The organism is Streptomyces sp. NPDC002076, from assembly GCF_053593835.1.
Genome location: NZ_JBSFDI010000004.1, coordinates 227,038 through 250,583, shown reverse-complemented (window position 1 = coordinate 250,583; position 23,546 = coordinate 227,038). Strand labels below are relative to the sequence as shown.

Genomic DNA, 23,546 nt, shown 5'->3' with positions numbered 1-23,546 from the left:
CATGGTCAATGCGCGAAGGCGCACACCCGGGGCAGATCGCCGCATAACCGGCAGAAGAAGCGTCCTTTGAGGCCAGGCAGGCCTGTGGGACCGCCTCCGTGTCGGACCCTGGCGGGTTGGACGGAAGAGTACGACGAGGGAGCCGATCATCCAAGAGCCGGAAGCGTATGAGCCCGAGGGACCCGAGGCGTTCGAGCCGGAGGCGACACGCCGTGACGCCGGTGTCACGGAGAGCGCACGGGCCAATCGGGGCTGGTGGGACCGCAACGCGGACGAGTACCAGGTCGAGCACGGCACGTTCCTCGGCGACGACCGCTTCGTGTGGGGTCCGGAGGGCCTGGACGAGGTGGAGGCCGAGCTGCTCGGCCCGCCGGAGGAGCTGAAGGGCAAGGAGGTCCTGGAGATCGGCGCGGGCGCGGCGCAGTGCGCGCGCTGGCTGGCCGCGCAGGGGGCCCGCCCGGTGGCCCTGGACCTCTCGCACCGCCAGCTGCAGCACGCGCTACGCATCGGCGGATCGTTTCCGCTGGTCTGTGCCGACGCCGGCGCGCTGCCCTTCGCGGACGGTTCCTTCGATCTGGCCTGCTCCGCGTACGGGGCGCTGCCCTTCGTCGCCGACCCGCGGCTGGTGCTGCGCGAGGTGCACCGGGTGCTGCGGCCGGGCGGCCGGTTCGTCTTCTCGGTGACGCACCCGATCCGCTGGGCGTTCCCGGACGAGCCGGGCCCCGAGGGTCTGTCCGTGTCGTCCTCCTACTTCGACCGCACGCCCTATGTGGAGCAGGACGAGCAGGGCAGCGCGGTCTACGTCGAGCACCACAGGACGCTCGGCGACCGGGTCCGGGACATCGTGGCCTCCGGTTTCCGCCTGGTGGACCTGGTGGAGCCGGAGTGGCCGGCCTGGAACACCGCGGAGTGGGGCGGCTGGTCCCCGCTGCGGGGCCGTCTGATCCCGGGGACGGCGATCTTCGTGTGCGAGCGGGACCGGGCGCTCGGCGGGATCGGCTGACGCACGCGCGTGTGAAGAGCGTTTCGGGCGGCGTACGACACTGGGGGCGTGATCCGTTACGACGCCCTGGACGCGCTGCCCGTGCGCTCGGCTCTGCCCGCCCTGACCGAGGCCCTGGAGGAGGGCGGCACCGCCGTGCTCGTGGCGCCGCCCGGCACCGGCAAGACGACGCTGGTGCCGCTCGTGCTGGCGGGGCTGGTCGGGGGCGGGCCCGCGCGGCGGGTCGTGGTGGCGGAACCGCGCCGGATCGCGGCACGGGCGGCGGCCCGGCGGATGGCGTGGCTGCTGGGCGAGAAGCCGGGCGACAGCGTCGGCTTCACGGTGCGCGGCGAGCGCGTCGCGGGGCGGCACACGCGCGTGGAGGTCGTGACGACCGGTGTGCTGCTGCAGCGACTGCAGCGCGATCAGGAGCTGGCCGGCGTCGACAGCGTCGTGCTGGACGAGTGCCACGAGCGGCATCTGGACGCCGACACGGTGGCCGCCTTCCTGTGGGACGTACGGCAGACCCTGCGACCGGAGCTGCGGCTGGTGGCCGCGTCGGCGACGACCGACGCCGAGGGCTGGGCTCGGCTGCTGGGCGGAGCGCCCGTGGTCGAGGCGGAGGGCACCGCGCATCCGGTGGAGGTCGTGTGGGCGCCTCCGGTACGTCCGGTACGGCCGCCGCACGGGATGCGGGCCGATCCGGCGCTGACGGCGCATGTGGCGTCGGTGGTGCGGCGGGCGCTGGCCGAGCGGGACGGGGACGTGCTGTGCTTCCTGCCCGGTGTGGGGGAGATCGCGCGCGTGGCGGGGCAACTGGGCGAGGTGGGGGACGTGGACGTGCTCCAGGTGCACGGGCGGGCGCCGGCCGCCGTGCAGGACGCGGTGCTGTCGCCCGCGGGGCGGCGCCGGGTGGTGCTGGCGACCTCGGTGGCGGAGTCCTCGCTGACGGTGCCCGGAGTGCGGGTGGTGGTGGACTCGGGGCTTGCGCGGGAGCCGCGGGTGGACCACGCGCGCGGGCTGAGCGGGCTGACGACGGTACGGGCGTCGCGGGCGGCCGGCAGGCAGCGGGCGGGGCGGGCCGGACGGGAGGCGCCGGGGGCGGTGTACCGGTGCTGGTCCGAAGCCGAGGACGGGCGTCTGCCGGCGTTTCCGGCGCCGGAGATCAGGGTGGCCGACCTGACCGCGTTCGCCCTGCAGGCGGCCTGCTGGGGCGATCCGGACGCCTCCGGTCTCACGTTGCTCGATCCTCCGCCGGGTGGCGCGATGGCGGCGGCCCGCTCCGCGTTGACGGCGGTGGGGGCGGTGGACTCCGTCGGCCGGGTCACGTCCGTGGGTGTGCGGCTGGCTCGGCTGGGGGTGCACCCTCGGTTGGGGCGGGCACTGGTGGACACCGGTGGCGGGGGTGCGGAGGTCGTCGCGCTGCTCTCCGAAGAGGTGCCGCGGGATTACGGGGATGATCTCGCCGGTGCGTTGCGTCGTGCGCGGCGTGCGGGTGACGCCTATGCGGGGCGGTGGGCTGCGGAGGTACGGCGGCTGCGGGCCGTCTCACAGGAGTTTTCCGACCCCTTGGCCCGTGGCCGTCAGGCAGAAAGTGCCCTTGAGGTCGGACCAACTACCGGTGATGAGCGGCTCGCCGGGGTCGTCGCCGCGCTCGCCTTTCCCGAGCGGGTGGCCAAGCGCGACGGTGGGTCGTATCTGCTGGCCTCCGGCACGCGGGCCGAGTTGAGCGATGGGTCGGCGTTGCGGGGAGCGTCCTGGATCGTCGTCGCCGTCGCCGATCGGCCCTCCGGTACGGGCCACGCGCGCGTGCGGCTCGGAGCCGCCGTCGACGAGGGTGTGGCACTCGCCGCCGCCGGGACTCTGCGCGCCGAGCGGGACGAGGTCCACTGGGCCGACGGCGACGTCGTAGCCCGGCGTGTCGAGCGGCTCGGCGCCATCGAGCTGGCCGTACGGCCGCTGAAGGACGCCGATCCGGCACTCGTACGCGGGGCCCTGCTCGAAGGACTGCGGCAGGAAGGGCTCGGGGTGCTGCGGTGGACGCCCGACGCCGAATCGCTTCGGCAGCGGCTCGCTTTCTTGCGGGTGCATCTCGGTGAGCCATGGCCGGACGTGTCCGACGACGCGCTGCACGCGCGCGTGGACGACTGGCTGGAGCCGGAGCTGAGCCGGGCCCGGCGGCGGTCCGATCTCGGCCGGATCGACGCCGGGCAGGCGCTGACGCGACTGCTGCCGTGGGCGACCGGCGAAGCAGCACGGCTGGAGGAGTTGGCACCGGAGCGGATCACCGTGCCGAGTGGGTCCAGAATCCGGATCGACTATCGGGATCCGGAGCGGCCCGTGCTCGCAGTGAAGCTGCAGGAGATGTTCGGGCTGCGCGAGACGCCGGCCGTCGCCGGGGTGCCGCTGCTCGTGCATCTGCTCTCCCCCGCCGGGCGGCCCGCCGCCGTCACGGCCGACCTCGCCTCCTTCTGGCGGGACGGCTACCGGGTCGTCCGGGCCGAGCTGCGCGGGCGGTATCCGAAGCATCCGTGGCCCGAGGACCCGGCGACCGCCGAGCCCACCCGGCACACCAACGCCCGGCTCAGGCGCTGACCGGTTCGGGTTCGGCCGGTTCGGTGGGCGCCGGGTCCTGGGGGCGGCGGGCCCGGGCCTCCAGGCAGAGGGACAGGGCCAGGAGCAGGACTCCCGCGGCCAGGGAGCCCCAGGGGACGTACGAGGTGAGTGTCAGCACCAGGGTGCGGTTGTGCTTGACCAGGGCGACCGTGTGCTCGATGTAGTCCTCGCGCATCTTCACGTCCCCGGCGAACGCGGTGACCCTGTCCCGGCCGCCGAGCAGGGTGCCGCCGCGCAGTTCCTCCTTGTGGAGTTCCTCGCCGTAGACGGGCGCGCCGGTGACGGGTTCGACCCAGAACCTGCGGACCGTGCTGTACCAGCGGGTGGTGCCCGTCCTGGCGACCGACTCCGGCGTGATGCCCTGGACGGGCATGGTCTTCGGCATGGGGACCTTGGTCCAGGGGATGGTCTGCTCGAAGTAGTAGACCTTCAGGCCGCGGAAGGTCCGGGTGCCCTTGTAGTGGATGGGGCTGGTGGTGCGGGTCTGGGCGTCGAAGTACTCGTAGTCGCGTTTCTCGGTCAGGAAGGGCCACTTGAACTCGATGCCCTGGCGGGTCACGGGGTCGCCGTCGACCATCTCGCCGGTGGCGTGCACGGGGTCCTGGCTGTGGGCGTCGAAGATGTAGCGCTCGGGGACCTTGGAGACCATCTTGCCGTCGGGGCCCTGGACGTAGGAGAGGCTGTCCCAGACGACGACCGGCCGGCCCGCCGTCCTCTCGATCTTCCGCGCGGCCGCCACGTCGCCCTTGAGGGTCTGCACGATGGTGACCTTGGAGACCTTCCTCGCGCGCATGGTGCCGTAGTCGAGGAGGGTGGCGCCCTTGGCCTCCAGGACCATGTCCTGGTACTGGTTCGCGGGGATCCTGGCCAGGCGCGGGAAGGCGTACCAGCGCATGAGCGGGGACAGCGCCGCGCAGAAGACGGCGCAGGCGAGCAGGACCAGGCTTGCCTTGCGGCGCATGGAAGGCCTCCCTCCCGGACGGGCGCGGCTACGGATGCGAGGGCACCGTCGTCAGCAGCGGCTTGGGGGATGTCCGGCCCGTCGGCGTACCCATGGCGGTCATCGCCAGGACCAGGGCGAGCGCGAGGGCCAGACCGGTCGCGGCGGCGATCAGGGCGCGCATACGGGCCTCCCGGCGGACGGTCGTGTCCCCATGGGTTCCTGATGGTGCGTCAGGTTCGGCACCGTAGCAACGGGCGGGTGAGATGAGAACAGCGGTGCACGCACGAACGAGGGCGCCCTCCCCGCCGTGCGGGGAGGGCGCCCTCGCGTGATGCCGGTCGTACTCAGGAAGAGGCGGACGGGCTCGGGGACGGGCTCGGCGAGGAGTCGGCGGCGGCGACCTTCAGTTCGACGGTGAGCGTCGCTCCACCGGCGGTGGTGATGCGGAGCAGGAAGGTGCCGGTGGTGTCGTCCGCGTACAGCTTCGGCAGGGTCAGCAGGCCCTTGTCGTCCGTCTGGAGGCCGGTGAGGGTGCGAATGGGCTTGCCGTCGGCGTCCTTGAAGTACGGGCCCTTGTCGTTCTCGGTGGCGTCGGTGTCGGACTTGATGAGGGTGGCGGTGGCCGCGACCTTGTCCGCGACGGCGCCCTTGTACGTCGCCTTCACCTGGACCTGGTCGGCGAACTCGCCGCCCGGGGTGCAGGTCGGCGGGGTGTCGCTGGTGCGGGCCAGGGTGTCGGCGGCGCGCTCGGTGACAGTGGCCGAGTAGCCGAGGCCTTTGACCGTGCGGCCCACGACGGTGGCCATGACCTTGAAGTCGCCGGTCTTCTCGCCCGCTTGGAGGGCCGGTGCGAGGGCGACGCCCTTGGCGTCGGTGGTGACCGTGGCCACGGTCTCGCCGCCGGCGAAGGTGGCGTCGGTGTCCCCGGTGATGGTGAACCGGACCCTGACCTTGGCGACGGCCTTGCCGGCCTTGGTCTCGGCGCGGGTGCCGATCTGGTCGGTGAAGGCGTGCCCGGCCATCGCGGTGAGCTTGGCGGTGCCCGCGTCCTGCAGGTGGTCCACGGTGTCGGTGGGGGTCTGCGGGGGCTTCGGCGGGACGGGCGGCTTCGGCGGGGTCGGGCTGGGGCTCCCGTTCCCAGGCGTGCTGGGCTTCGGGTCGGGCTTGGTCTTCGGCGCCTTCGAGTGCTTCGGGGAGTTGGCGCGCGGGGTGCCGTCGTCGCTGCGGTGGGTGGGCACACTGCCGGTGCCGTCGGGCACGGAGTGGGTGCCCTTGCGGTAGTACTCCAGCCACGACAGGACGGTGTTCAGGTAGTCCTGCGAGTTGTTGTAGCTGAGGATCGCGCTGTGCAGCTCGTCCTCGCGCGAGAGGTCCCAGCCATTGCGGCACAGGTAGTGGCCGGCGGCGAGGGCGGCGTCGTAGACGTTGTTGGGGTCCTTCTTGCCGTCGCCGTTGCCGTCGCGGCCGGCCCAGGCCCAGGTCGACGGGATGAACTGCATGGGGCCGACGGCCTGGTCGTACTCGGTGTTGCCGTCGTAGAGGCCGTGGTCGGTGTCCTTGATGAGCGCGAAGCCGTTGCCGTCGAGCGCCGGGCCCAGGATCCGGCCGATCGTGGTGCCGTCGGCGTCGACCCGGCCGCCGCTGGCCTGGCCCGACTCGACCTTGCCGATCGCGGCGAGCAGCTGCCAGGGCAGATTGCAGCCGGGCTTGGCGGAACGCAGTTCGGCCTCGGCCTTCTTGTAGGCGTCGAGGACCGTCGCCGGGATGCCGGCCTCGGCGTCGCCCTGGGCGACGGGGGTGACGGTGGCGCTCGGCGAGGGGCTGGGGTCGGGGCTGTTCAGCGGCGGCAGGTCCGTGTAGTACGGCGAGTTGCCGGTGGCGTTGCCATCGGAGGGCGCGTCGGGTACGGGAGCGGAGGCGCCGGCCGTCGACTGTCTGCCGTGGTCCTCGCCGGGCACTCCCGGAGCCTGGGACGCGGACAGAGCCGCGACCGCCGCCGCGGCCACGGCGGTGGTCGCCGCCCCCTTGCGCAGCCGCCTTCCGAAATGCGCCGCCATCGAGTGAACCCCTCCTGTGGACTGCGTGAGTCCTTCTCCGTCTGTCTGCCTCGCACTGGTGTGACGGTTGACCCGCTGTTCCGGTTGCCCCTGTGGCGTCCTTCCATCCGTGCGACGTGTGTTCGGCGGCGTGCCTGCCAGGCGCGCCGCAGGTGACCCTACGACAACTTGCTTGAGGTCGGGACCCGTTCCCGCCCGTTTTCACCGGTTGGCCAACTCCTGTTGTCGCGTACGCCCCATAAGCGGGTACCGGTCACGCTCGGCCATACGGCGGCCGTTCGTGCCACGCGCCCGACATGCCCTGCTAAGCGACGAGTGTCCTGTCGGGTGGCGGGGAATTCGGCGCGGTCACGCACGCGTTCGCCGGAGCCTTCAGGTCGCCCCTGGGTCGGCAGGGGCGGCCGGCCGTGGTGCCGCGCTGCGGTGCGGCACGCACGCGTGCACGCGTGGTCACGGTGGTACGGAGGTACGTCTCCGCGGACGCGGCTGGTTCCGGCCATCGGGGGCTGTGCACTGGCCGAGGCGGCGCGCCGGTGGGCGCTCATGGGTGCGCCGGAGCGGCCGCGGGATCCGGTGCCCACCGTGCGGCTTCGGCGGGCGCCGGGCCGGTCCGTACGCCGTCGCGGTCAGGGGCCGGCGTCGGGGTCCGGTTCCGGACGGTCCTGGGCGTCTCGGTGATCGCGGTGATCGCGGTGATCCGGGTGATCCAGGTGATCCCGATGGGATGAGCGGTGCGGGCCGGGGGCGGCCGGTCGGTCGGTGAGGGACGCGACGAAGACGGTGAGGGTGCGCCGGGGGCGCGGTCTCGGGATCGCGGTGAGCGCGAGGGCGAGATAGCCGCGAGCGAGGTCGGCCCACTGGCGCCAGTCGGGGGCGCGGTCCACGGGGGCGGTCAGGCCGGTGAGTCTGTACCGGAGGTTCGTGGCGGCCCTGTGGACGGTCGCGGTCAGCTCGACGGGGATGCGGGCGGTGCTTGCGTCGGCCGCGAAGGCCGGGACCGGCGAGGCGGGCATGGCCTGCGCCGAGGCGGCGTCCGCCCAGGCCCGGGTGTCTGCCTCGGGCGTCCGGCGGTGAAGCATGCGTATACCCATGCCCGCAGTTTTGCGGCTGTGGGGGTGGGGGGCGTTTTGGCAGGGTCCACGTGAGTGACGGGGCCCTCCGGGGGTTCGGCCGACGTGCTCTGTGTGGGTGGCGGGTTCTTGTGCTGGTGGGGCGGGGCGGAGGCGTGGACTGCGGTGGGTCCGGCACCGCCGGAGAGCGCCGTGGGGGCTGAGCGCCGTTGCGGTGGCGGAGGGGGCGTTGCGGCCGGCCTCGGCCGCAACGCCCCCTCCGCCCGACCTCCGCAGGCTGATGCCCCTCCGCCCGAGCGCCGCAGGCTAGTGCGCTGCCGACTCCCAGTCCGGGCCGACGCCGACCGAGACGTCCAGCGGGGCTCGGAGGTCGACGGCGTTGGACATCTCGTGGCGGACGATCTGCTCGGCGGCCGCGCGCTCGCCGGGGGCGATCTCCAGGACGATTTCGTCGTGGACCTGCAGGAGCATGCGGGACTTCAGGTCCGCTGCCCGCAGGGCGCTGTCCACCTTCAGCATGGCGATCTTGACGATGTCGGCGGCCGTGCCCTGGATCGGGGCGTTGAGGGCCATCCGCTCGGCGGCCTCGCGGCGCTGACGGTTGTCGCTGTTGAGGTCGGGCAGGTAGCGGCGGCGGCCGAAGAGGGTCGCCGTGTAGCCCGTCGCCCGGGCCTCGTCGACCGCCCGGCGGAGGTAGTCCCGGACGCCGCCGAAGCGCTCGAAGTAGGCGTCCATCAGGGCGCGTGCCTCGGCCGCCTCGATGTTCAGCTGCTGGGAGAGGCCGAAGGCGGAGAGGCCGTAGGCCAGGCCGTACGACATCGCCTTGATCTTGCGGCGCATCTCCGCGTCCACCGCGGTCGGCTCGACGCCGAACACCTGGGAGGCGGCCGTGGTGTGCAGGTCCTCGCCGGAGGTGAACGCCCGGATCAGGCCCTCGTCCTCGGAGAGGTGGGCCATCACGCGCAGCTCGATCTGGCTGTAGTCGGCGGTCATCAGGGACTCGAAGCCCTCGCCGACCACGAAGCCGCGGCGGATCGCCCTGCCCTCGTCCGTGCGGACCGGGATGTTCTGGAGGTTCGGGTCCGTGGAGGACAGGCGGCCGGTCGCGGCCACCGTCTGGTTGAACGTGGTGTGGATACGGCCGTCGCCCGCGATCGTCTTGATCAGGCCCTCGACCGTGACCCGCAGCTTCGCCTGCTCGCGGTGGCGGAGCATGATCACCGGCAGTTCGTTGTCGGTCTGGGCGGCGAGCCAGGCCAGCGCGTCGGCGTCCGTGGTGTAGCCGGTCTTGGTCTTCTTCGTCTTCGGCAGGGCCAGCTCGCCGAAGAGGACCTCCTGGAGCTGCTTGGGCGAGCCCAGGTTGAACTCGTGGCCGGCGGCCGCGTGCGCCTCCTTCACGGCCTGCTGCACGGCGCCCGCGAACGTCTGCTCCATCGCCTCCAGGTGCGCGCGGTCCGCCGCGATGCCGTGGCGCTCCATGCGGGCGAGCAGGGCGGAGGTGGGCAGCTCCATGTCGCGCAGGAGGTCGGCCGCGCCGACCTCCTCCAGGCGGGTGCCGAAGGCCTCACCGAGGTCCAGGACCGCGCGGGCCTGGATCATCAGGGCCTCGGCCTCGGCGCCGTCGTCCGCGCCGAAGGCCAGCTGGCCGTCGGCCGCGGCGGCGGGCGCCAGCTCGCGGTGCAGATACTCCAGGGACAGCGCGTCCAGGTCGAAGGAGCGCCGGCCCGGCTTGACCAGGTAGGCGGCGAGCGCGGTGTCCATGGTCACGCCCTCGACGGACCAGCCGTGCTCGGCGAAGACGCGCATGGCGCCCTTGGCGTTGTGGAACACCTTGGGGCGGCCGGCGTCGGCCAGCCAGGCCGCGAACGCGTTCTCGTCGGCCTCGTCCAGCTCGGCCGGGTCGAACCAGGCGGCCGCTCCCCCGGCCGCCGCCAGGGCGATCTCGGCGACCGAGCCGGTGCCCAGCGCCCAGGTGTCGACGGTGGCGACGCCCAGGGTCTCGGCGCCGTGCTCGGCGAGCCAGGGGGCCAGCTCGCCGGTGCGCAGGATCTTGCCGTCCAGCTCCACGCCGTCGGTGGTGATCGGCGTGACCTCGGCCTCCTCGGCGCCGGGGTCGACGGCGAAGAGACGCTCGCGCAGGGACGGGTTGCGAATCTCCAGGGTGTCCAGGACCATCGTGACGGCCTTGCGGTCGTACGCGGCCCGCTCCAGGTCGGCGACCGCCTTGGGCAGCTCGACCTGGCGCTCCAGCTCGGTGAGGACGCGGTTGAGCTTGACCGACTCCAGGTGGTCGCGGAGGTTCTGCCCGGCCTTGCCCTTGACCTCGTCGACTCGCTCGACCAGCTCCGCGAACGAACCGAACTGGTTGATCCACTTCGCCGCGGTCTTCTCGCCGACGCCGGGGATGCCGGGGAGGTTGTCGGACGGGTCGCCGCGCAGGGCCGCGAAGTCCGGGTACTGGGCGGGCGTCAATCCGTACTTCTCGAAAACCTTCTCCGGGGTGAACCGGGTCAGCTCCGAGACGCCCTTGGTCGGGTAGAGCACGGTGATGTGGTCGGAGACCAGCTGGAAGGAGTCGCGGTCGCCGGTGACGATAAGCACCTCGAAGCCCTCGGCCTCGGCCTGGGTGGCGAGGGTGGCGATGACGTCGTCCGCCTCGTACCCCTCCACGGCGAAGCGGGGCGCGTGCATCGCGTCTAGGAGCTCGCCGATCAGCTCCACCTGGCCCTTGAACTCGTCCGGAGTCTTGGAGCGGTTCGCCTTGTACTCGGTGAACCGCTCGGAGCGCCAGGTCTTGCGCGAGACGTCGAAGGCCACGGCGAAGTGCGTGGGCGCCTCGTCACGCAGGGTGTTGGCCAGCATCGACGCGAAGCCGTAGATCGCGTTCGTCGGCTGGCCGGTCGCGGTCGTGAAGTTCTCCGCGGGCAGCGCGAAGAACGCGCGGTAGGCCAGGGAGTGCCCGTCCATGAGCATCAGCCGGGGACGGGTACCGCCGGGGGTCTGGTCGGTCTTCTTCGATGCTGTCTCTGCCACGTCCCCGATCCTGCCACGCCGCACTGACACTCCGGTCCGGGACCGAGTGGCGGGCTGCGCAGGGTTGCCCTCGGTCACCGGGAGTGCCGGTGTTCTTGTCTGCCCTCGGGCACGGTTGTCGGTGGCCCGTGGGAGGATCGGCACCGTACTTCTCACACGCAGTCGAAGGGGAGCGTGCGATGGCGACGAAGCCGCCCAAGGGTGATCCGGTTCAGGACGCGCCGCAGGTCACGGAGCCGAAGCACGCGGCGGCGGGGCTGCCTGCCATCGGGCACACGCTGCGCATCGCCCAGCAGCAGATGGGCGTGCGGCGCACGGCGCTGACCCTGCTGCGGGTGAACCAGAAGGACGGGTTCGACTGCCCGGGCTGCGCCTGGCCGGAGCCGGAGCACCGGCACAAGGCGGAGTTCTGCGAGAACGGCGCGAAGGCGGTGGCCGAGGAGGCCACCCTGCGCCGGGTCACCCCGGAGTTCTTCGCCGCGCACTCCGTGGCCGACCTGGCGACGAGGAGCGGGTACTGGCTGGGGCAGCAGGGCCGGCTGACACACCCCATGTATCTCGCCGAGGGCGGCACGCACTACGAGCCGGTCGGCTGGGAGCGCGCCTTCGACATCGTCGCCGAGGAGATCGCCGCCCTCTCCTCCCCCGACGAGGCCGTCTTCTACACCTCGGGCCGCACCAGCAACGAGGCCGCGTTCCTGTACCAGCTGTTCGCCCGCGAGCTGGGCACGAACAACCTGCCGGACTGCTCCAACATGTGCCACGAGTCGTCCGGGTCGGCGCTCAGCGAGACCATCGGCATCGGCAAGGGCAGCGTCCTGCTGGAGGACCTCCACAAGGCCGACCTGATCATCGTCGCGGGGCAGAACCCGGGGACGAACCATCCCCGCATGCTCTCCGCCCTGGAAGAGGCCAAGGCGAACGGCGCGAGGATCATCAGCGTCAATCCGCTGCCCGAGGCCGGCCTGGAGCGGTTCAAGAACCCGCAGACCCCGCAGGGCCTGCTGAAGGGCGCCGCCCTCACCGATCTGTTCCTGCAGATCCGCATCGGCGGCGACCAGGCCCTCTTCCGCCTCCTCAACAAGCTCGTTCTGGAGACGGAGGGCGCGGTCGACGAGGACTTCGTCCGCGAGCACACCCACGGCTTCGAGGAGTTCGCCGAGGTCGCGCGCGCCGCCGACTGGGACGAGACCCTGAAGGCGACGGGCCTCACGCGCGCGGAGATCGAGCAGGCCCTCGGCATGGCGCTCGCCTCGAAGCGCACCATCGTCTGCTGGGCCATGGGCCTCACCCAGCACAAGCACGCCGTCCCGACCATCCGCGAGGTGGTCAACTTCCTGCTGCTGCGCGGCAACATCGGCCGACCGGGCGCGGGCGTGTGCCCGGTGCGCGGGCACAGCAACGTCCAGGGCGACCGCACGATGGGCATCTTCGAGCGGCCCGCGCCCGCCTTCCTGGACGCGCTGGAGAAGGAGTTCGGGTTCGCACCACCGCGCGAGCACGGCTTCGACGTCGTACGGGCCATCCGCGCGCTGCGCGACGGCGAGGCGAAGGTGTTCTTCGCCATGGGCGGCAACTTCGTCTCCGCCTCCCCCGACACCGAGGTCACCGAGGCCGCGATGCGCCGGGCGCGGCTGACGGTGCACGTGTCGACCAAGCTCAACCGCTCGCACGTCGTCACGGGCGCGCGGGCGCTGATCCTGCCCACGCTGGGCCGCACCGAGCGGGACCTGCAGGCGAGCGGCGAGCAGTTCGTGACCGTCGAGGACTCGATGGGCATGGTGCACGCCTCGCGCGGGCGGCTGGCGCCCGCGAGCCCGCGGCTGAGGTCCGAGCCCGCGATCATCTGCGGCCTCGCGCGCCGCGTGCTCGGCGAGAGCAGCGTCGTGCCGTGGGAGGAGTTCGAGAAGGACTACGCCACGATCCGTGACCGCATCGCGCGCGTGGTCCCCGGCTTCCAGGACTTCAACGCGCGCGTGGCCCGGCCGGGCGGCTTCGCCCTGCCGCACGCCCCGCGCGACGAGCGCCGCTTCCCGACCGCCACCGGCAAGGCGAACTTCACGGCGGCGCCGGTGGAGTACCCCGAACTGCCCGAGGGCCGGCTGCTGCTGCAGACCCTGCGCTCGCACGACCAGTACAACACCACGATCTACGGCCTGGACGACCGCTACCGGGGCATCACGGGCGGCCGCCGGGTGGTGCTGGTGCACCCCGAGGACGCGCGGGCGCTCGGGTTCGCCGAGGGGTCGTACGTCGACCTGGTGAGCGAGTGGAAGGACGGCGTGGAGCGGCGGGCGCCCGGTTTCCGCATCGTGCACTACCCGACGACCCGGGGCTGCGCGGCGGCGTACTACCCGGAGACGAACGTCCTGGTCCCGCTCGACGCGACCGCCGACACCAGCAACACCCCGGCCAGCAAGTCCGTGGTCGTACGTCTCGAAGGTCACACGGCGCAGGCGCAGGCCCGTCTGGAACAATCGGCGTCCGACTGAGCGTTTGCTCAGCCATCAGACAGCCGCAACAGACAGCTGTACGACGAACGGAGCCGGTCCCATGGGCGAGCAGCAGCAGGTGAGATTCCCGCGGGAGGTCATCGACGAGTACGCCGCGCTCGGTGTCGACCTGCCCGCCCTGTTCTCGGCCGGGCATCTGGGCACGCGGATGGGTGTGCAGATCCTGGAGGCCTCGGCGGAGAAGGTCGTCGGGACCATGCCGGTGGAGGGCAACACCCAGCCGTACGGCCTGCTGCACGGCGGCGCCTCCGCGGTGCTGGCGGAGACGCTCGGCTCGGTCGGCTCCATGCTGCACGGCGGCAGCTCGAAGATCGCGGTCGGCGTGGACCTGAACTGCACGCACCACCGCGGGGTCCGCTCGGGCCTGGTGACGGGTGTGGCCACACCGGTGCACCGGGGCCGTTCGACGGCGACGTACGAGATCGTGATCAGCGACGAGCAGGGCCGCCGGGTGTGCAGCGCCCGGCTGACCTGCCTGCTGCGGGACGCCCGGCCGGGCGACGCGGCGCAGGTACCCCCCACGGCGGACTGACCGGCTCACGCGGGACCACCGCCCAGGCGCGGACCGACCGGCTCACGCGGGACCACCGCCCAGGCGCGGACCGACCGGCTCACGCGGGACCACTGCCCGGGCGCGGACTGACCGGCCGGCACCGGTCCACTGCCCCCGCCGGCCGAACAGCCGGCACCGGACCGTTGCCCCCCGCCGCCCCTCCCCTTAGCTTCTGCTCATGGGACGGCGAGGGGACCCCCGGCCGGGGGTGAGGTTCCTGGTGCTCGGGCTGGCGCTGCCGGCACTTCTGTGGACGGCGGCGTGCGAGGGGTCCGCCGCCCCGGGAGCAGCTGCCCGCTCCTCCCCCTCGGAGAACTCCTCCCCCTCTCCTTCGAAGACCTCCGCGGCCGACCTGTGCACCCGCCTCGTCGCGCACTGGTCCCGCGAGGTGCTCGACGGCGGCACCTACGGCGACTACCAGTCGATGGGTCTGTCCAACGGGGAGTACGAGATCCTGCGGGACGTCGTGGAAGCGGCGCGCGCCGTGAGGGGGCGACAAGGCGACGCGTCCGCAGCCAAGTTGATCGACCGTCAGGCGCGCGCGGCCTGCGCCGAGCGCTATCGCCATGGCGCTCCGACCGAAAGCCCCTGGCAATGAGCGGCATCGGTCCCGTGGAGCCCGGCGAGGGCACACATGCGTCGGACGCGAGGCACCTGGCAGCCCCAACTCCCGCTCCTCGAGGCCGGATTCGCTCGATCCTGGCGACCCGCTACGTCCGCCACCGGCGCGCCGCCCTCGCGCTCACCGCGACGGTCCTCCTCCTGGCCGGCGGCGGCTATCTCTACGTCACCCGGCCACAGAAGCCGCCACCGCCCCCGGCGCCCTACCCCGCCCAGGCGGTGGTGGTGGAGTATGTGGGCGGCCGGGCGACTCCGGCGGGCGCCCCGCCCCGCAGTTTCAGCTTCGCTGTGCTACTGAGCGTGGGGTCGGGGCCGCCGGTCACGGTGGCCCGGGTGACCCAGCCGTACGCGGGACTTTCGCTGGTGACGGACCCGCGAACGCCGTTCCGGACAAAGGCAGGTTACGACCGCAAGATCACGATAACCATGCACGTGACCCGATGCGGAAAACTACCCGTGGACGCCGGACTTCCTTTCCTGAATGTAACTGTGCGTAATACGCGCGCAATGCAGACTCAGAGCTACATCCTCGGTCCGCGCTACGCGCAACACCTCTCCCGGGCTTTGAAAGTCGCCTGCAGCAACAGTGCCACGTCATCACCAAAACCCTTGAGACGCCTGAATTGATCATGGTGAGTCCTGCGAGTTCTCACATTGCGGACGGAGCGAATCGGCCGTAATTCCGCCCTATCCCCCACGGCGTACCGCTCTGCATTACGTCGTGTCATAACAAGAGCGTCACAGCCTTGGTCAGACTCTCCTCCACGTTCCCCGCACGCGCTTAGAGTCACGGCCAGTCACCGCGCCCTCGGATCGCCTCTTGGGCTTGTCAATTCGGGCAGGCGCGCGGCTCGACCGTTTCCAGGGGGGAACGGTCGTCCTGGGGAAAGGACTGATCGTGCGTCAACGTTCGCTCATCGCCATCACCGCCGCGCTGGCAGCGGGAGCACTCACCCTCACGGCCTGCGGTTCGCGCGACAGCGGCGGAAAGGGCTCGGACTCCGGCAAGGGCGGTGGCACCACCGTCACCATCGGCGTCGACGCCCCGCTGACCGGCGACCTGTCCGCACTGGGCCTTGGCATCAAGAACTCGGTGGACCTCGCGGTCAACACCGCCAACAAGAAGAACTACGTCAAGGGCGTCACCTTCAAGATCGAGGCCAAGGACGACCAGGCGCAGCCCTCCTCGGGCCAGTCGAACGCAACCGCGTTCGTCGGCGACAACAGCGTCCTCGGCGTGGTCGGCCCGCTGAACTCGTCCGTGGCCCAGTCGATGCAGAAGGTCTTCGACGACGCCAAGCTGGTCGAGGTCTCGCCGGCCAACACCAACCCCGCCCTGACCCAGGGCACCAACTGGCAGACGTCGAAGTCGCGTCCGTACAAGTCGTACTTCCGCACGGCGACCACGGACGCCATCCAGGGCCCCTTCGCCGCCCAGTACGTCTACAACACGGCCAAGAAGACCAAGGTCTTCGTCATCGACGACAAGAAGACCTACGGCGCCGGCCTCGCCGCCACCTTCACCGACGAGTTCAAGAAGCTCGGCGGCAAGGTCGTCGGCACCGAGCACATCAACCCCGACACCAAGGACTACTCCGCGGTCGCCACCAAGGTGAAGTCCTCGGGCGCCGACGTGGTCTACTACGGCGGCGAGTACCCGCAGGCCGGTCCGCTCAGCAAGCAGATCAAGTCGGCGGGCGCCAACGTCCCGCTGGTCGGCGGTGACGGTATCTACGACCCGACCTTCATCAAGCTCGCGGGCAGCGCCGCCACCGGCGACCTCGCCACCTCGGTCGGCGCCCCGGTCGAGACCCTGGCCTCCGCCAAGCAGTTCGTCGCCGACTACAAGGCGGGGGGCTACAAGGAGGACTACGCGGCCTACGGCGGCTACTCCTACGACTCGGCCTGGTCGATCATCGAGGCCGTGAAGAAGGTCGTCGACGACAACGGCGGCAAGCTGCCGTCCGACGCCCGCGCGAAGGTCACCGCCGCGATGCAGAACGTCTCCTTCGACGGTGTGACCGGCAAGGTCTCCTTCGACGAGTTCGGTGACGCGACCAACAAGCAGCTCACCGTCTACAAGGTCGACGGCGGCGCCTGGAAGGCTGCCCAGTCCGGCACCTACACCCCCAGCAGCTGACCCACACCCGCATCCACAGAGCCGCGCGGGGCGCTGTTCCACTGGCGCCCCGCGCGTCCTCGCATCCGGCCCCATCCGTCGAAGCTTTCCGAACCTCTCGGAGGACATGCGGTGAACGAACTGCCGCAGCAGCTGGTCAACGGCCTGCTACTGGGATCCATGTACGGGCTGGTCGCCATCGGCTACACGATGGTCTATGGCATCGTCCAGCTCATCAACTTCGCCCACGGCGAGATCTTCATGACCGGCGCCTTCGGCGCGCTCACGGTCTACGCGTACATACTGCCGGACGGCACCTCGATGTGGGTCGCCCTGCCCCTCATGCTGGTGGGCGCGGTCCTGGTCGCCGTCCTGGTCGCCGTCGGAGCGGAACGGTTCGCCTACCGTCCCCTGCGCACCGCCCCCCGTCTCGCCCCCCTCATCACCGCGATCGGCCTCTCCCTGGCCCTGCAGCAGGCGGTGTGGGCCTGGTACCCCCAGGCGAAGTCCGCCCGCACCTTCCCGACGATTCCGGGCGGGCCCTTCGACATCGGCAACGTCACGATCCAGACCGGTGACATCTTCCTGGTGATCGCGGCCCCGCTCAGCATGGCCTTCCTCGCCTACTTCGTGATGCGCACCCGTACCGGCCGTGGCATGCAGGCCACCGCCCAGGATCCGGACACCGCGAAGCTGATGGGTGTCAACACCGACCGGATCATCGTGATCGCGTTCGCCCTCGGCGCCGCCTTCGCGGCCGTCGGAGGCGTCGCCTACGGCCTCAAGTACGGCCAGATCGACTTCAAGATGGGCTTCCTCCTCGGTCTGAAGGCCTTCACCGCGGCCGTCCTCGGCGGCATCGGAAACATCTACGGCGCCATGCTCGGCGGTCTCGTCCTCGGTGTGGCCGAGGCCCTGTCCACCGCCTACATCGCGGACATCCCCGGCATGGACAAGTTCGGCAGCCAGTCCTGGGCAGACGTCTGGGCCTTCGTACTCCTCATCCTCGTACTGCTGTTCAGGCCGCAGGGCCTGCTCGGCGAACGCGTCGCGGACAGGGCGTGACACCGATGACCACACAGACCACCGCATCCGAGACCCCCGAGACGCCCGACACCACGAGCGCACCCCCCGCCGCCCCGTCCGGCCTCATCGGTCTGCCGGCCCCGCTCGGCAGGGCCCTCGCCACCGGCGGCGGCGCCCTCGCGATCGTCTCCACGTTCCTCTCCTGGACCTGGACCGCCGACTTCCCCGGTGACCTCACCGTCTACGGCTACCCGGGCGGCCTGCAGGTCCTGGTGCTGATCGGAGGCATCCTCACCACCCTGTTCGGCCTCGCCTCCTACGGCGTCAAAGGCCTCGGGTGGCTGACGCCCGGAAGCGCCGACGCGGCCCTGAAGCTGGCCGCGCTCGGTACCTTCGCCACCGCCTGGTACACCGTCATCGCCATCAGCGACGAGCTCGGCGGCCTGGTGAACCTGGAGCCCGGCGGCTTCGTCGTGGCCGTGGCCACCCTGGCCGCCCTGCTCGGCGCGCTGGCCCTGCCGTTCGAGCGGCCGGAGCCCGACCTCGCCGACCCGGACGACCGCGGCTGGGAGCTGTTCCGGCACAACTCCCGGCAGAAATGGAACATCTTCAAGGCGGCCTTCGTCGCCAAGGCTCCGGAACCGGCGCGCGCCCTGCCGGCCTATGCCGAGATCCTCGTCATCGTCGCGGCCATGGCCGTGGGCCTGTGGGTCTTCAGCTACGGCGTCAGCACGCCGTACGACGAGCTGTTCATCGGCTTCCTCATCACCGCCGGCTTCGGCTTCGCCGCCCTCTCCAAGGCCGGGCTCGTGGCCCGGGTCTCGGCGATCACCGCGAAGCACCGCACCGTCACCATGATCGGCGCCTTCGTCGCCGCCGCGGCCTTCCCCTTCACCCAGTCCAACGACCAGTACGCGACGATCGGCGTCTACATCCTGATCTTCGCGACCGTCGCACTGGGCCTGAACATCGTCGTCGGCCTCGCCGGCCTCCTCGACCTCGGTTACGTCGCCTTCCTCGGCGTCGGCGCCTACACCGCGGCCCTGGTCTCCGGCTCGCCGTCCTCCCCGCTGCACGTCAACTGGCCGTTCTGGGCCGCGGCGTTGCTCGGCGCGGTCGTCGCCATGATCTTCGGCGTCATCATCGGCGCCCCGACCCTGCGACTGCGCGGTGACTACCTGGCCATCGTCACCCTCGGCTTCGGTGAGATCTTCCGCATCACCGTCCTCAACATGGACGGCACCTCGGGCCCGGACGTCACCAACGGCTCCAACGGCATCTCCTCGATCCCGAACCTGAACATCGCGGGCTTCGACTTCGGCCAGGAGCACCAGATCCTGGGCACCACCATCGGCCGGTTCGCCAACTACCTGCTGCTCATGCTGATCATCACGCTCATCGTGGTCGTGGTGTTCCGGCGCAGCAGCGACTCCCGCATCGGCCGCGCCTGGATCGCCATCCGCGAGGACGAGACCGCGGCGCTCGCCATGGGCATCAACGGCTTCCGGGTCAAACTCATCGCCTTCGCCCTGGGCGCCTGCCTGGCCGGTCTCTCCGGCTCCGTCCAGGGCCACGTCACCTACACCGTGACCCCGGAGCAGTACCAGTTCGCCTACGCCGTACCGCCCAACTCGGCCTTCCTGCTGGCCGCGGTGGTCCTCGGCGGCATGGGCACCATCGCCGGTCCGCTGGTCGGCGCGTCCCTGCTGTACCTGATCCCGGCCAAGCTGCAGTTCCTGGGCGACTACCAGCTCTTCGCCTTCGGCGTCACCCTGATCCTGCTGATGCGCTTCCGTCCGGAGGGCCTCATCCCCAACCGGCGCCGCCAGCTCGAATTCCACGAAGAAGCCGAAGCACCCGCCGTCCTCACCAAGGCAGGGGCCTGACCACGATGACTACCGACACCACCACCACGGACGCCGTCCCCGGCGCCTCCGCACCCGGCGAGGTCGTGCTCGACGCCCGCGGCGTGACCATGCGCTTCGGTGGCCTCACCGCCGTACGCAACGTCGACTTCACCGTCCACAGCGGCGAGATCGTCGGTCTGATCGGCCCCAACGGCGCCGGCAAGACGACCTTCTTCAACTGCCTGACCGGCCTGTACGTGCCCACCGAGGGCGAGGTCCGCTACAAGGGCCAGGTACTGCCGCCGCAGTCCTTCAAGGTCACCGCGGCCGGCATCGCCCGCACCTTCCAGAACATCCGGCTGTTCGCGAACATGACGGTCCTGGAGAACGTCCTCGTCGGCCGGCACACCCGCACCAAGGAAGGCCTGTGGTCCGCGTTGCTGCGCGGCCCCGGATTCCACCGCGCCGAGCAGGCCTCCCGCGAACGCGCCATGGAACTCCTGGAGTTCGTGGGCCTGGAGAAGAAGGCCGAGCACCTCGCCCGCAACCTCCCCTACGGCGAGCAGCGCAAGCTGGAGATCGCCCGCGCGCTCGCCAGCGAGCCAGGACTGCTGCTGCTCGACGAACCGACGGCCGGCATGAACCCGCAGGAGACCCGGGCCACCGAGGAACTGGTCTTCGCCATCCGGGACAAGGGAATCGCCGTCCTCGTCATCGAGCACGACATGCGCTTCATCTTCAACCTCTGCGACCGCGTGGCCGTCCTGGTGCAGGGCGAGAAACTGGTCGAGGGCGACAGCGCCACCGTCCAGGGCGACGAACGCGTCATCGCGGCCTACCTCGGCGAGCCCTTCGAGAACGCGCCCGGCGACGAAGAGGTGGCCGAGGTGGAGGCCGCCGAGGCCAACGCCGAGGCCGGTGAGGCAGCCGAGTCTGCCGAATCTGCTGAGTCTGTTGAGCCTGTTGAGGCGGACGCCGAGACCACGACCGACGCCGCGCCCGGCAAGGAGAACGACCGATGACCGCACTGCTCGAAGTGGAGGACCTGAGGGTCGCCTACGGCAAGATCGAAGCCGTCAAGGGCATCTCCTTCAAGGTCGAGGCCGGTCAGGTGGTCACCCTCATCGGCACCAACGGCGCCGGCAAGACCACCACCCTGCGCACGCTCTCCGGCCTGCTGAAGCCGGTCGGCGGACAGATCCGGTTCAACGGCAAGTCGCTGAAGAAGGTCCCGGCCCACCAGGTGGTCTCCCTGGGCCTCGCCCACTCCCCCGAGGGGCGGCACATCTTCCCGCGCATGACCATCGAGGACAATCTGCGCCTCGGCGCGTTCCTGCGCAGCGACAAGCCCGGCATCGAGAAGGACATCCAGCGCGCCTACGACCTCTTCCCCATCCTGGGCGAGCGGCGCAAGCAGGCCGCGGGCACCCTCTCCGGCGGTGAGCAGCAGATGCTGGCGATGGGGCGCGCCCTGATGTCCCAGCCGAAGCTGCTCATGCTGGACGAGCCGTCGATGGGCCTGTCGCCGATCATGATGCAGAAGATCATGGCGACGATCGCCGAGCTGAAGTCCCAGGGCACGACGATCCTGCTGGTCGAGCAGAACGCCCAGGCGGCGCTCTCGCTCGCCGACCAGGGCCATGTCATGGAGATCGGCAACATCGTCCTGTCCGGCACGGGGCAGGACCTGCTGCACGACGAGTCCGTCCGCAAGGCCTATCTGGGCGAGGACTGACCCGTACGACGGCAAAGGCCCGCGCCCCCTTCTCCGGGGCACGGGCCTTTGCCGTACAGGTCAGCCCTTCTTGGCCGCCTTCTTCTCCGCGTTGTCCGCGATGACCGCCTCGGCCACCTGCTGCATCGACATCCGCCGGTCCATGGAGGTCTTCTGGATCCAGCGGAACGCGGCCGGTTCGGTCAGGCCGTACTCCGTCTGGAGGATCGACTTCGCGCGGTCGACCAGCTTGCGGGTCTCCAGGCGCTGGGTGAGGTCGGCGACCTCCTGCTCCAGCTGCTTCAGCTCGGTGAAGCGCGAGACAGCCATCTCGATGGCCGGGACGACATCGCTCTTGCTGAACGGCTTGACCAGGTAGGCCATGGCTCCGGCGTCCCGGGCGCGCTCGACGAGGTCGCGCTGCGAGAAGGCGGTGAGCATCAGCACCGGCGCGATGGACTCCTCGGCGATCTTCTCGGCCGCGGAGATGCCGTCGAGCTTCGGCATCTTCACGTCCAGGATGACCAGGTCCGGCCGGTGCTCACGGGCCAGCTCCACGGCCTGCTCACCGTCCCCTGCCTCGCCGACGACGGTGTACCCCTCCTCCTCCAGCATCTCCTTGAGATCGAGCCGGATCAGGGCCTCGTCCTCGGCGATGACGACACGGGTCGTCAGCGGAGGCACGTGCGACTTGTCGTCGTCGGGCGCGTCTACGGGCTGGGGCGACTCGGCGGTCACGGGGGCTCCTCGTTCAGGACAGGGGTACTGCTGACAAGAGCCTACCTAGCTACGGTATGGTGGACGCGCGGAGGGTCGGGGGAAACCTTGGATTCTGCGAGCCCCGGTAGCCCAATTGGCAGCAGGCAACGGATTCAAAACCCGTACAGTGTCGGTTCGAGTCCGACCCGGGGCACTTTTCCTTGGATTCCAAGGTCAGGCTTCCGGTGGGCCCCTCAGGATGAGGGGCTCTTTTTCGTGCCCTCAGGCTCTCTCCTCACGCCTTCGGGCTGTCGTCCTCCCCGATGTGATGCACCCGGACCATGTTCGTCGAGCCGGAGACGCCGGGCGGGGAACCCGCCGTGATCACCACGACGTCGCCCTTCTCGCAGCGGCCGTACTTCAGCAGCAGTTCGTCCACCTGGTCGACCATGGCGTCGGTGGAGTCGACGTGCGGGCCGAGGAAGGTCTCGGCGCCCCAGGTGAGGCTGAGCTGGGAGCGGGTGGCCGGTTCGGGGGTGAAGGCCAGGAGGGGGATCGGGGAGCGGTAGCGGGAGAGGCGGCGGGCGGTGTCTCCCGACTGGGTGAAGGCCACGAGGAACTTGGCGCCCAGGAAGTCGCCCATCTCGGCGGCCGCGCGGGCGACCGCGCCGCCCTGGGTGCGCGGCTTGTTCCGCTCGGTCAGCGGGGGCAGGCCCTTGGCGAGCATGTCCTCCTCGGCCGCCGCGACGATCTTCGCCATGGTCCGCACGGTCTCGACCGGGTACTTGCCGACGCTGGTCTCGCCGGAGAGCATCACCGCGTCCGTGCCGTCGAGGACCGCGTTGGCCACGTCGGAGGCCTCGGCGCGGGTGGGCCGGGAGTTGTCGACCATGGAGTCGAGCATCTGGGTGGCGACGATGACCGGCTTGGCGTTGCGCTTGGCGAGCTTGACCGCGCGCTTCTGCACGATCGGCACCTGCTCCAGGGGCATCTCCACGCCCAGGTCGCCGCGCGCGACCATGAGACCGTCGAAGGCGGCGACGATGTCGTCGAGGTTGGCCACGGCCTGCGGCTTCTCGACCTTGGCGATCACCGGGAGGCGGCGGCCCTCCTCGGCCATGATCCGGTGCACGCCCTTGGCGTCGTCGCCGCTGCGGACGAAGGAGAGCGCGATGACGTCGAAGCCGGTGCGCAGCGCCCAGCGCAGGTCCTCCTCGTCCTTCTCGGACAGGGCGGGGACGGAGACGGCGACGCCGGGGAGGTTCAGGCCCTTGTGGTCGGAGATCATGCCGCCCTCGACGACGAGGGTGTGGACGCGGGGGCCGTCGACGGCGGTGACCTCCAGGCAGACCTTGCCGTCGTCGACGAGGACCCGTTCGCCGGGGGTGATGTCGGCGGCGAGGCCGGCGTAGGTGGTGCCGCACTGGTGGCGGTCGCCCTCGACGCCCTCCTCGACGGTGATGGTGAAGGTGTCGCCGCGTTCAAGGAGTACCGGTCCTTCGGCGAAACGGCCGAGCCGGATCTTCGGGCCTTGAAGGTCGGCGAGAATGCCGACGCTGCGGCCGGTTTCGTCGGCCGCCTTGCGCACTCGCCGGTAGCGCTCCTCGTGTTCGGCGTGGGTGCCGTGGCTGAGATTGAACCGGGCCACGTCCATTCCGGCGTCGACCAGTGCCTTGATCTGGTCGTACGAGTCGGTGGCGGGCCCCAGAGTACAGACGATCTTTGCTCGGCGCATACGTCGAGCCTAGGCCTT

General features: G+C 70.8%; 18 protein-coding genes and 1 tRNA gene. 12 read left to right on the top strand and 7 right to left on the bottom strand.

Annotated features, from left to right (window positions below; genetic code table 11):
* The first annotated feature begins 145 nt into the window (after positions 1-145).
* Together ACWCQS_RS10795 and hrpB are read left to right on the top strand one after the other, a co-directional pair.
* The gene (locus ACWCQS_RS10795; RefSeq protein WP_451004303.1) at positions 146-1,003 is read left to right on the top strand and encodes a class I SAM-dependent methyltransferase; all 858 of its coding nucleotides are present in this window, start codon (positions 146-148) and stop codon (positions 1,001-1,003) included.
* Positions 1,004-1,051: 48 nt separating this feature from the next.
* Positions 1,052-3,577 carry an ATP-dependent helicase HrpB gene (gene hrpB / locus ACWCQS_RS10790; RefSeq protein WP_451004106.1) on the top strand — a complete coding sequence of 842 codons (2,526 nt, stop codon included), beginning with the start codon at positions 1,052-1,054 and terminating at the stop codon, positions 3,575-3,577.
* On the opposite strand, the gene ACWCQS_RS10785 is transcribed toward hrpB, so the two are convergent.
* From ACWCQS_RS10785 to polA, 5 genes are all read right to left on the bottom strand, one after another.
* Positions 3,567-4,559, bottom strand: coding sequence for a DUF3068 domain-containing protein (locus tag ACWCQS_RS10785; protein WP_451004105.1), 993 nt, complete (start codon positions 4,557-4,559; stop codon positions 3,567-3,569). The genes hrpB and ACWCQS_RS10785 overlap by 11 nt on opposite strands.
* 28 nt (positions 4,560-4,587) lie before the next feature.
* The gene (locus tag ACWCQS_RS10780) at positions 4,588-4,722 is read right to left on the bottom strand and encodes an SPW_0924 family protein (RefSeq protein WP_153535049.1); all 135 of its coding nucleotides are present in this window, start codon (positions 4,720-4,722) and stop codon (positions 4,588-4,590) included.
* Positions 4,723-4,885: 163 nt separating this feature from the next.
* The gene (locus tag ACWCQS_RS10775) at positions 4,886-6,598 is read right to left on the bottom strand and encodes a lytic murein transglycosylase (RefSeq protein WP_451004104.1); all 1,713 of its coding nucleotides are present in this window, start codon (positions 6,596-6,598) and stop codon (positions 4,886-4,888) included.
* Between the two features lie 626 nt (positions 6,599-7,224).
* Positions 7,225-7,689, bottom strand: coding sequence for a hypothetical protein (locus tag ACWCQS_RS10770; RefSeq protein ID WP_451004103.1), 465 nt, complete (start codon positions 7,687-7,689; stop codon positions 7,225-7,227).
* A 285-nt stretch (positions 7,690-7,974) separates the two neighbouring features.
* Entirely contained in the window at positions 7,975-10,701 is a 2,727-nt protein-coding gene (gene polA / locus ACWCQS_RS10765; protein ID WP_451004102.1) for a DNA polymerase I, read from the bottom strand.
* Between the two features lie 179 nt (positions 10,702-10,880).
* On the opposite strand from polA, the gene ACWCQS_RS10760 reads away from it, so the two are divergent.
* The 9 genes from ACWCQS_RS10760 to ACWCQS_RS10720 all read left to right on the top strand — a co-directional run bounded on the left by ACWCQS_RS10760 (position 10,881) and on the right by ACWCQS_RS10720 (position 21,115).
* Positions 10,881-13,193, top strand: coding sequence for an FdhF/YdeP family oxidoreductase (locus tag ACWCQS_RS10760; protein ID WP_451004101.1), 2,313 nt, complete (start codon positions 10,881-10,883; stop codon positions 13,191-13,193).
* A 61-nt stretch (positions 13,194-13,254) separates the two neighbouring features.
* The gene (locus ACWCQS_RS10755) at positions 13,255-13,746 is read left to right on the top strand and encodes a hotdog fold thioesterase (protein WP_451004100.1); all 492 of its coding nucleotides are present in this window, start codon (positions 13,255-13,257) and stop codon (positions 13,744-13,746) included.
* Between the two features lie 199 nt (positions 13,747-13,945).
* Positions 13,946-14,365: a hypothetical protein gene (locus ACWCQS_RS10750; RefSeq protein ID WP_451004099.1), complete on the top strand. Its 420-nt coding sequence runs from the start codon at positions 13,946-13,948 to the stop codon at positions 14,363-14,365.
* Positions 14,362-15,015, top strand: a complete 654-nt coding sequence (locus ACWCQS_RS10745; RefSeq protein ID WP_451004098.1) for a Tat pathway signal sequence domain protein — start codon at positions 14,362-14,364, stop codon at positions 15,013-15,015. The genes ACWCQS_RS10750 and ACWCQS_RS10745 overlap by 4 nt, the downstream gene beginning before the upstream one ends.
* Positions 15,016-15,286: 271 nt before the next feature.
* Entirely contained in the window at positions 15,287-16,528 is a 1,242-nt protein-coding gene (locus ACWCQS_RS10740; RefSeq protein WP_450980611.1) for a branched-chain amino acid ABC transporter substrate-binding protein, read from the top strand.
* Between the two features lie 111 nt (positions 16,529-16,639).
* Positions 16,640-17,572, top strand: a complete 933-nt coding sequence (locus tag ACWCQS_RS10735) for a branched-chain amino acid ABC transporter permease (RefSeq protein ID WP_388621299.1) — start codon at positions 16,640-16,642, stop codon at positions 17,570-17,572.
* 5 nt (positions 17,573-17,577) lie between these two features.
* The gene (locus ACWCQS_RS10730; protein ID WP_451004097.1) at positions 17,578-19,419 is read left to right on the top strand and encodes a branched-chain amino acid ABC transporter permease; all 1,842 of its coding nucleotides are present in this window, start codon (positions 17,578-17,580) and stop codon (positions 19,417-19,419) included.
* A gap of 5 nt (positions 19,420-19,424) precedes the next feature.
* Positions 19,425-20,402 carry an ABC transporter ATP-binding protein gene (locus ACWCQS_RS10725; RefSeq protein ID WP_451004096.1) on the top strand — a complete coding sequence of 326 codons (978 nt, stop codon included), beginning with the start codon at positions 19,425-19,427 and terminating at the stop codon, positions 20,400-20,402.
* The gene (locus ACWCQS_RS10720) at positions 20,399-21,115 is read left to right on the top strand and encodes an ABC transporter ATP-binding protein (protein WP_388621304.1); all 717 of its coding nucleotides are present in this window, start codon (positions 20,399-20,401) and stop codon (positions 21,113-21,115) included. The genes ACWCQS_RS10725 and ACWCQS_RS10720 overlap by 4 nt, the downstream gene beginning before the upstream one ends.
* A 60-nt stretch (positions 21,116-21,175) precedes the next feature.
* Here the strand turns inward: ACWCQS_RS10720 and ACWCQS_RS10715 are convergent, their stop codons facing one another.
* Complete coding sequence (locus tag ACWCQS_RS10715; protein ID WP_451004095.1) at positions 21,176-21,832, bottom strand: ANTAR domain-containing response regulator; 657 nt, start codon at positions 21,830-21,832, stop codon at positions 21,176-21,178.
* A gap of 100 nt (positions 21,833-21,932) precedes the next feature.
* Here ACWCQS_RS10715 and ACWCQS_RS10710 point away from each other — a divergent pair.
* Positions 21,933-22,007, top strand: a tRNA-Leu gene (locus ACWCQS_RS10710).
* Positions 22,008-22,088: 81 nt separating this feature from the next.
* Here the strand turns inward: ACWCQS_RS10710 and pyk are convergent.
* Entirely contained in the window at positions 22,089-23,528 is a 1,440-nt protein-coding gene (gene pyk, locus ACWCQS_RS10705; RefSeq protein ID WP_451004094.1) for a pyruvate kinase, read from the bottom strand.
* Positions 23,529-23,546: the final 18 nt, after the last annotated feature.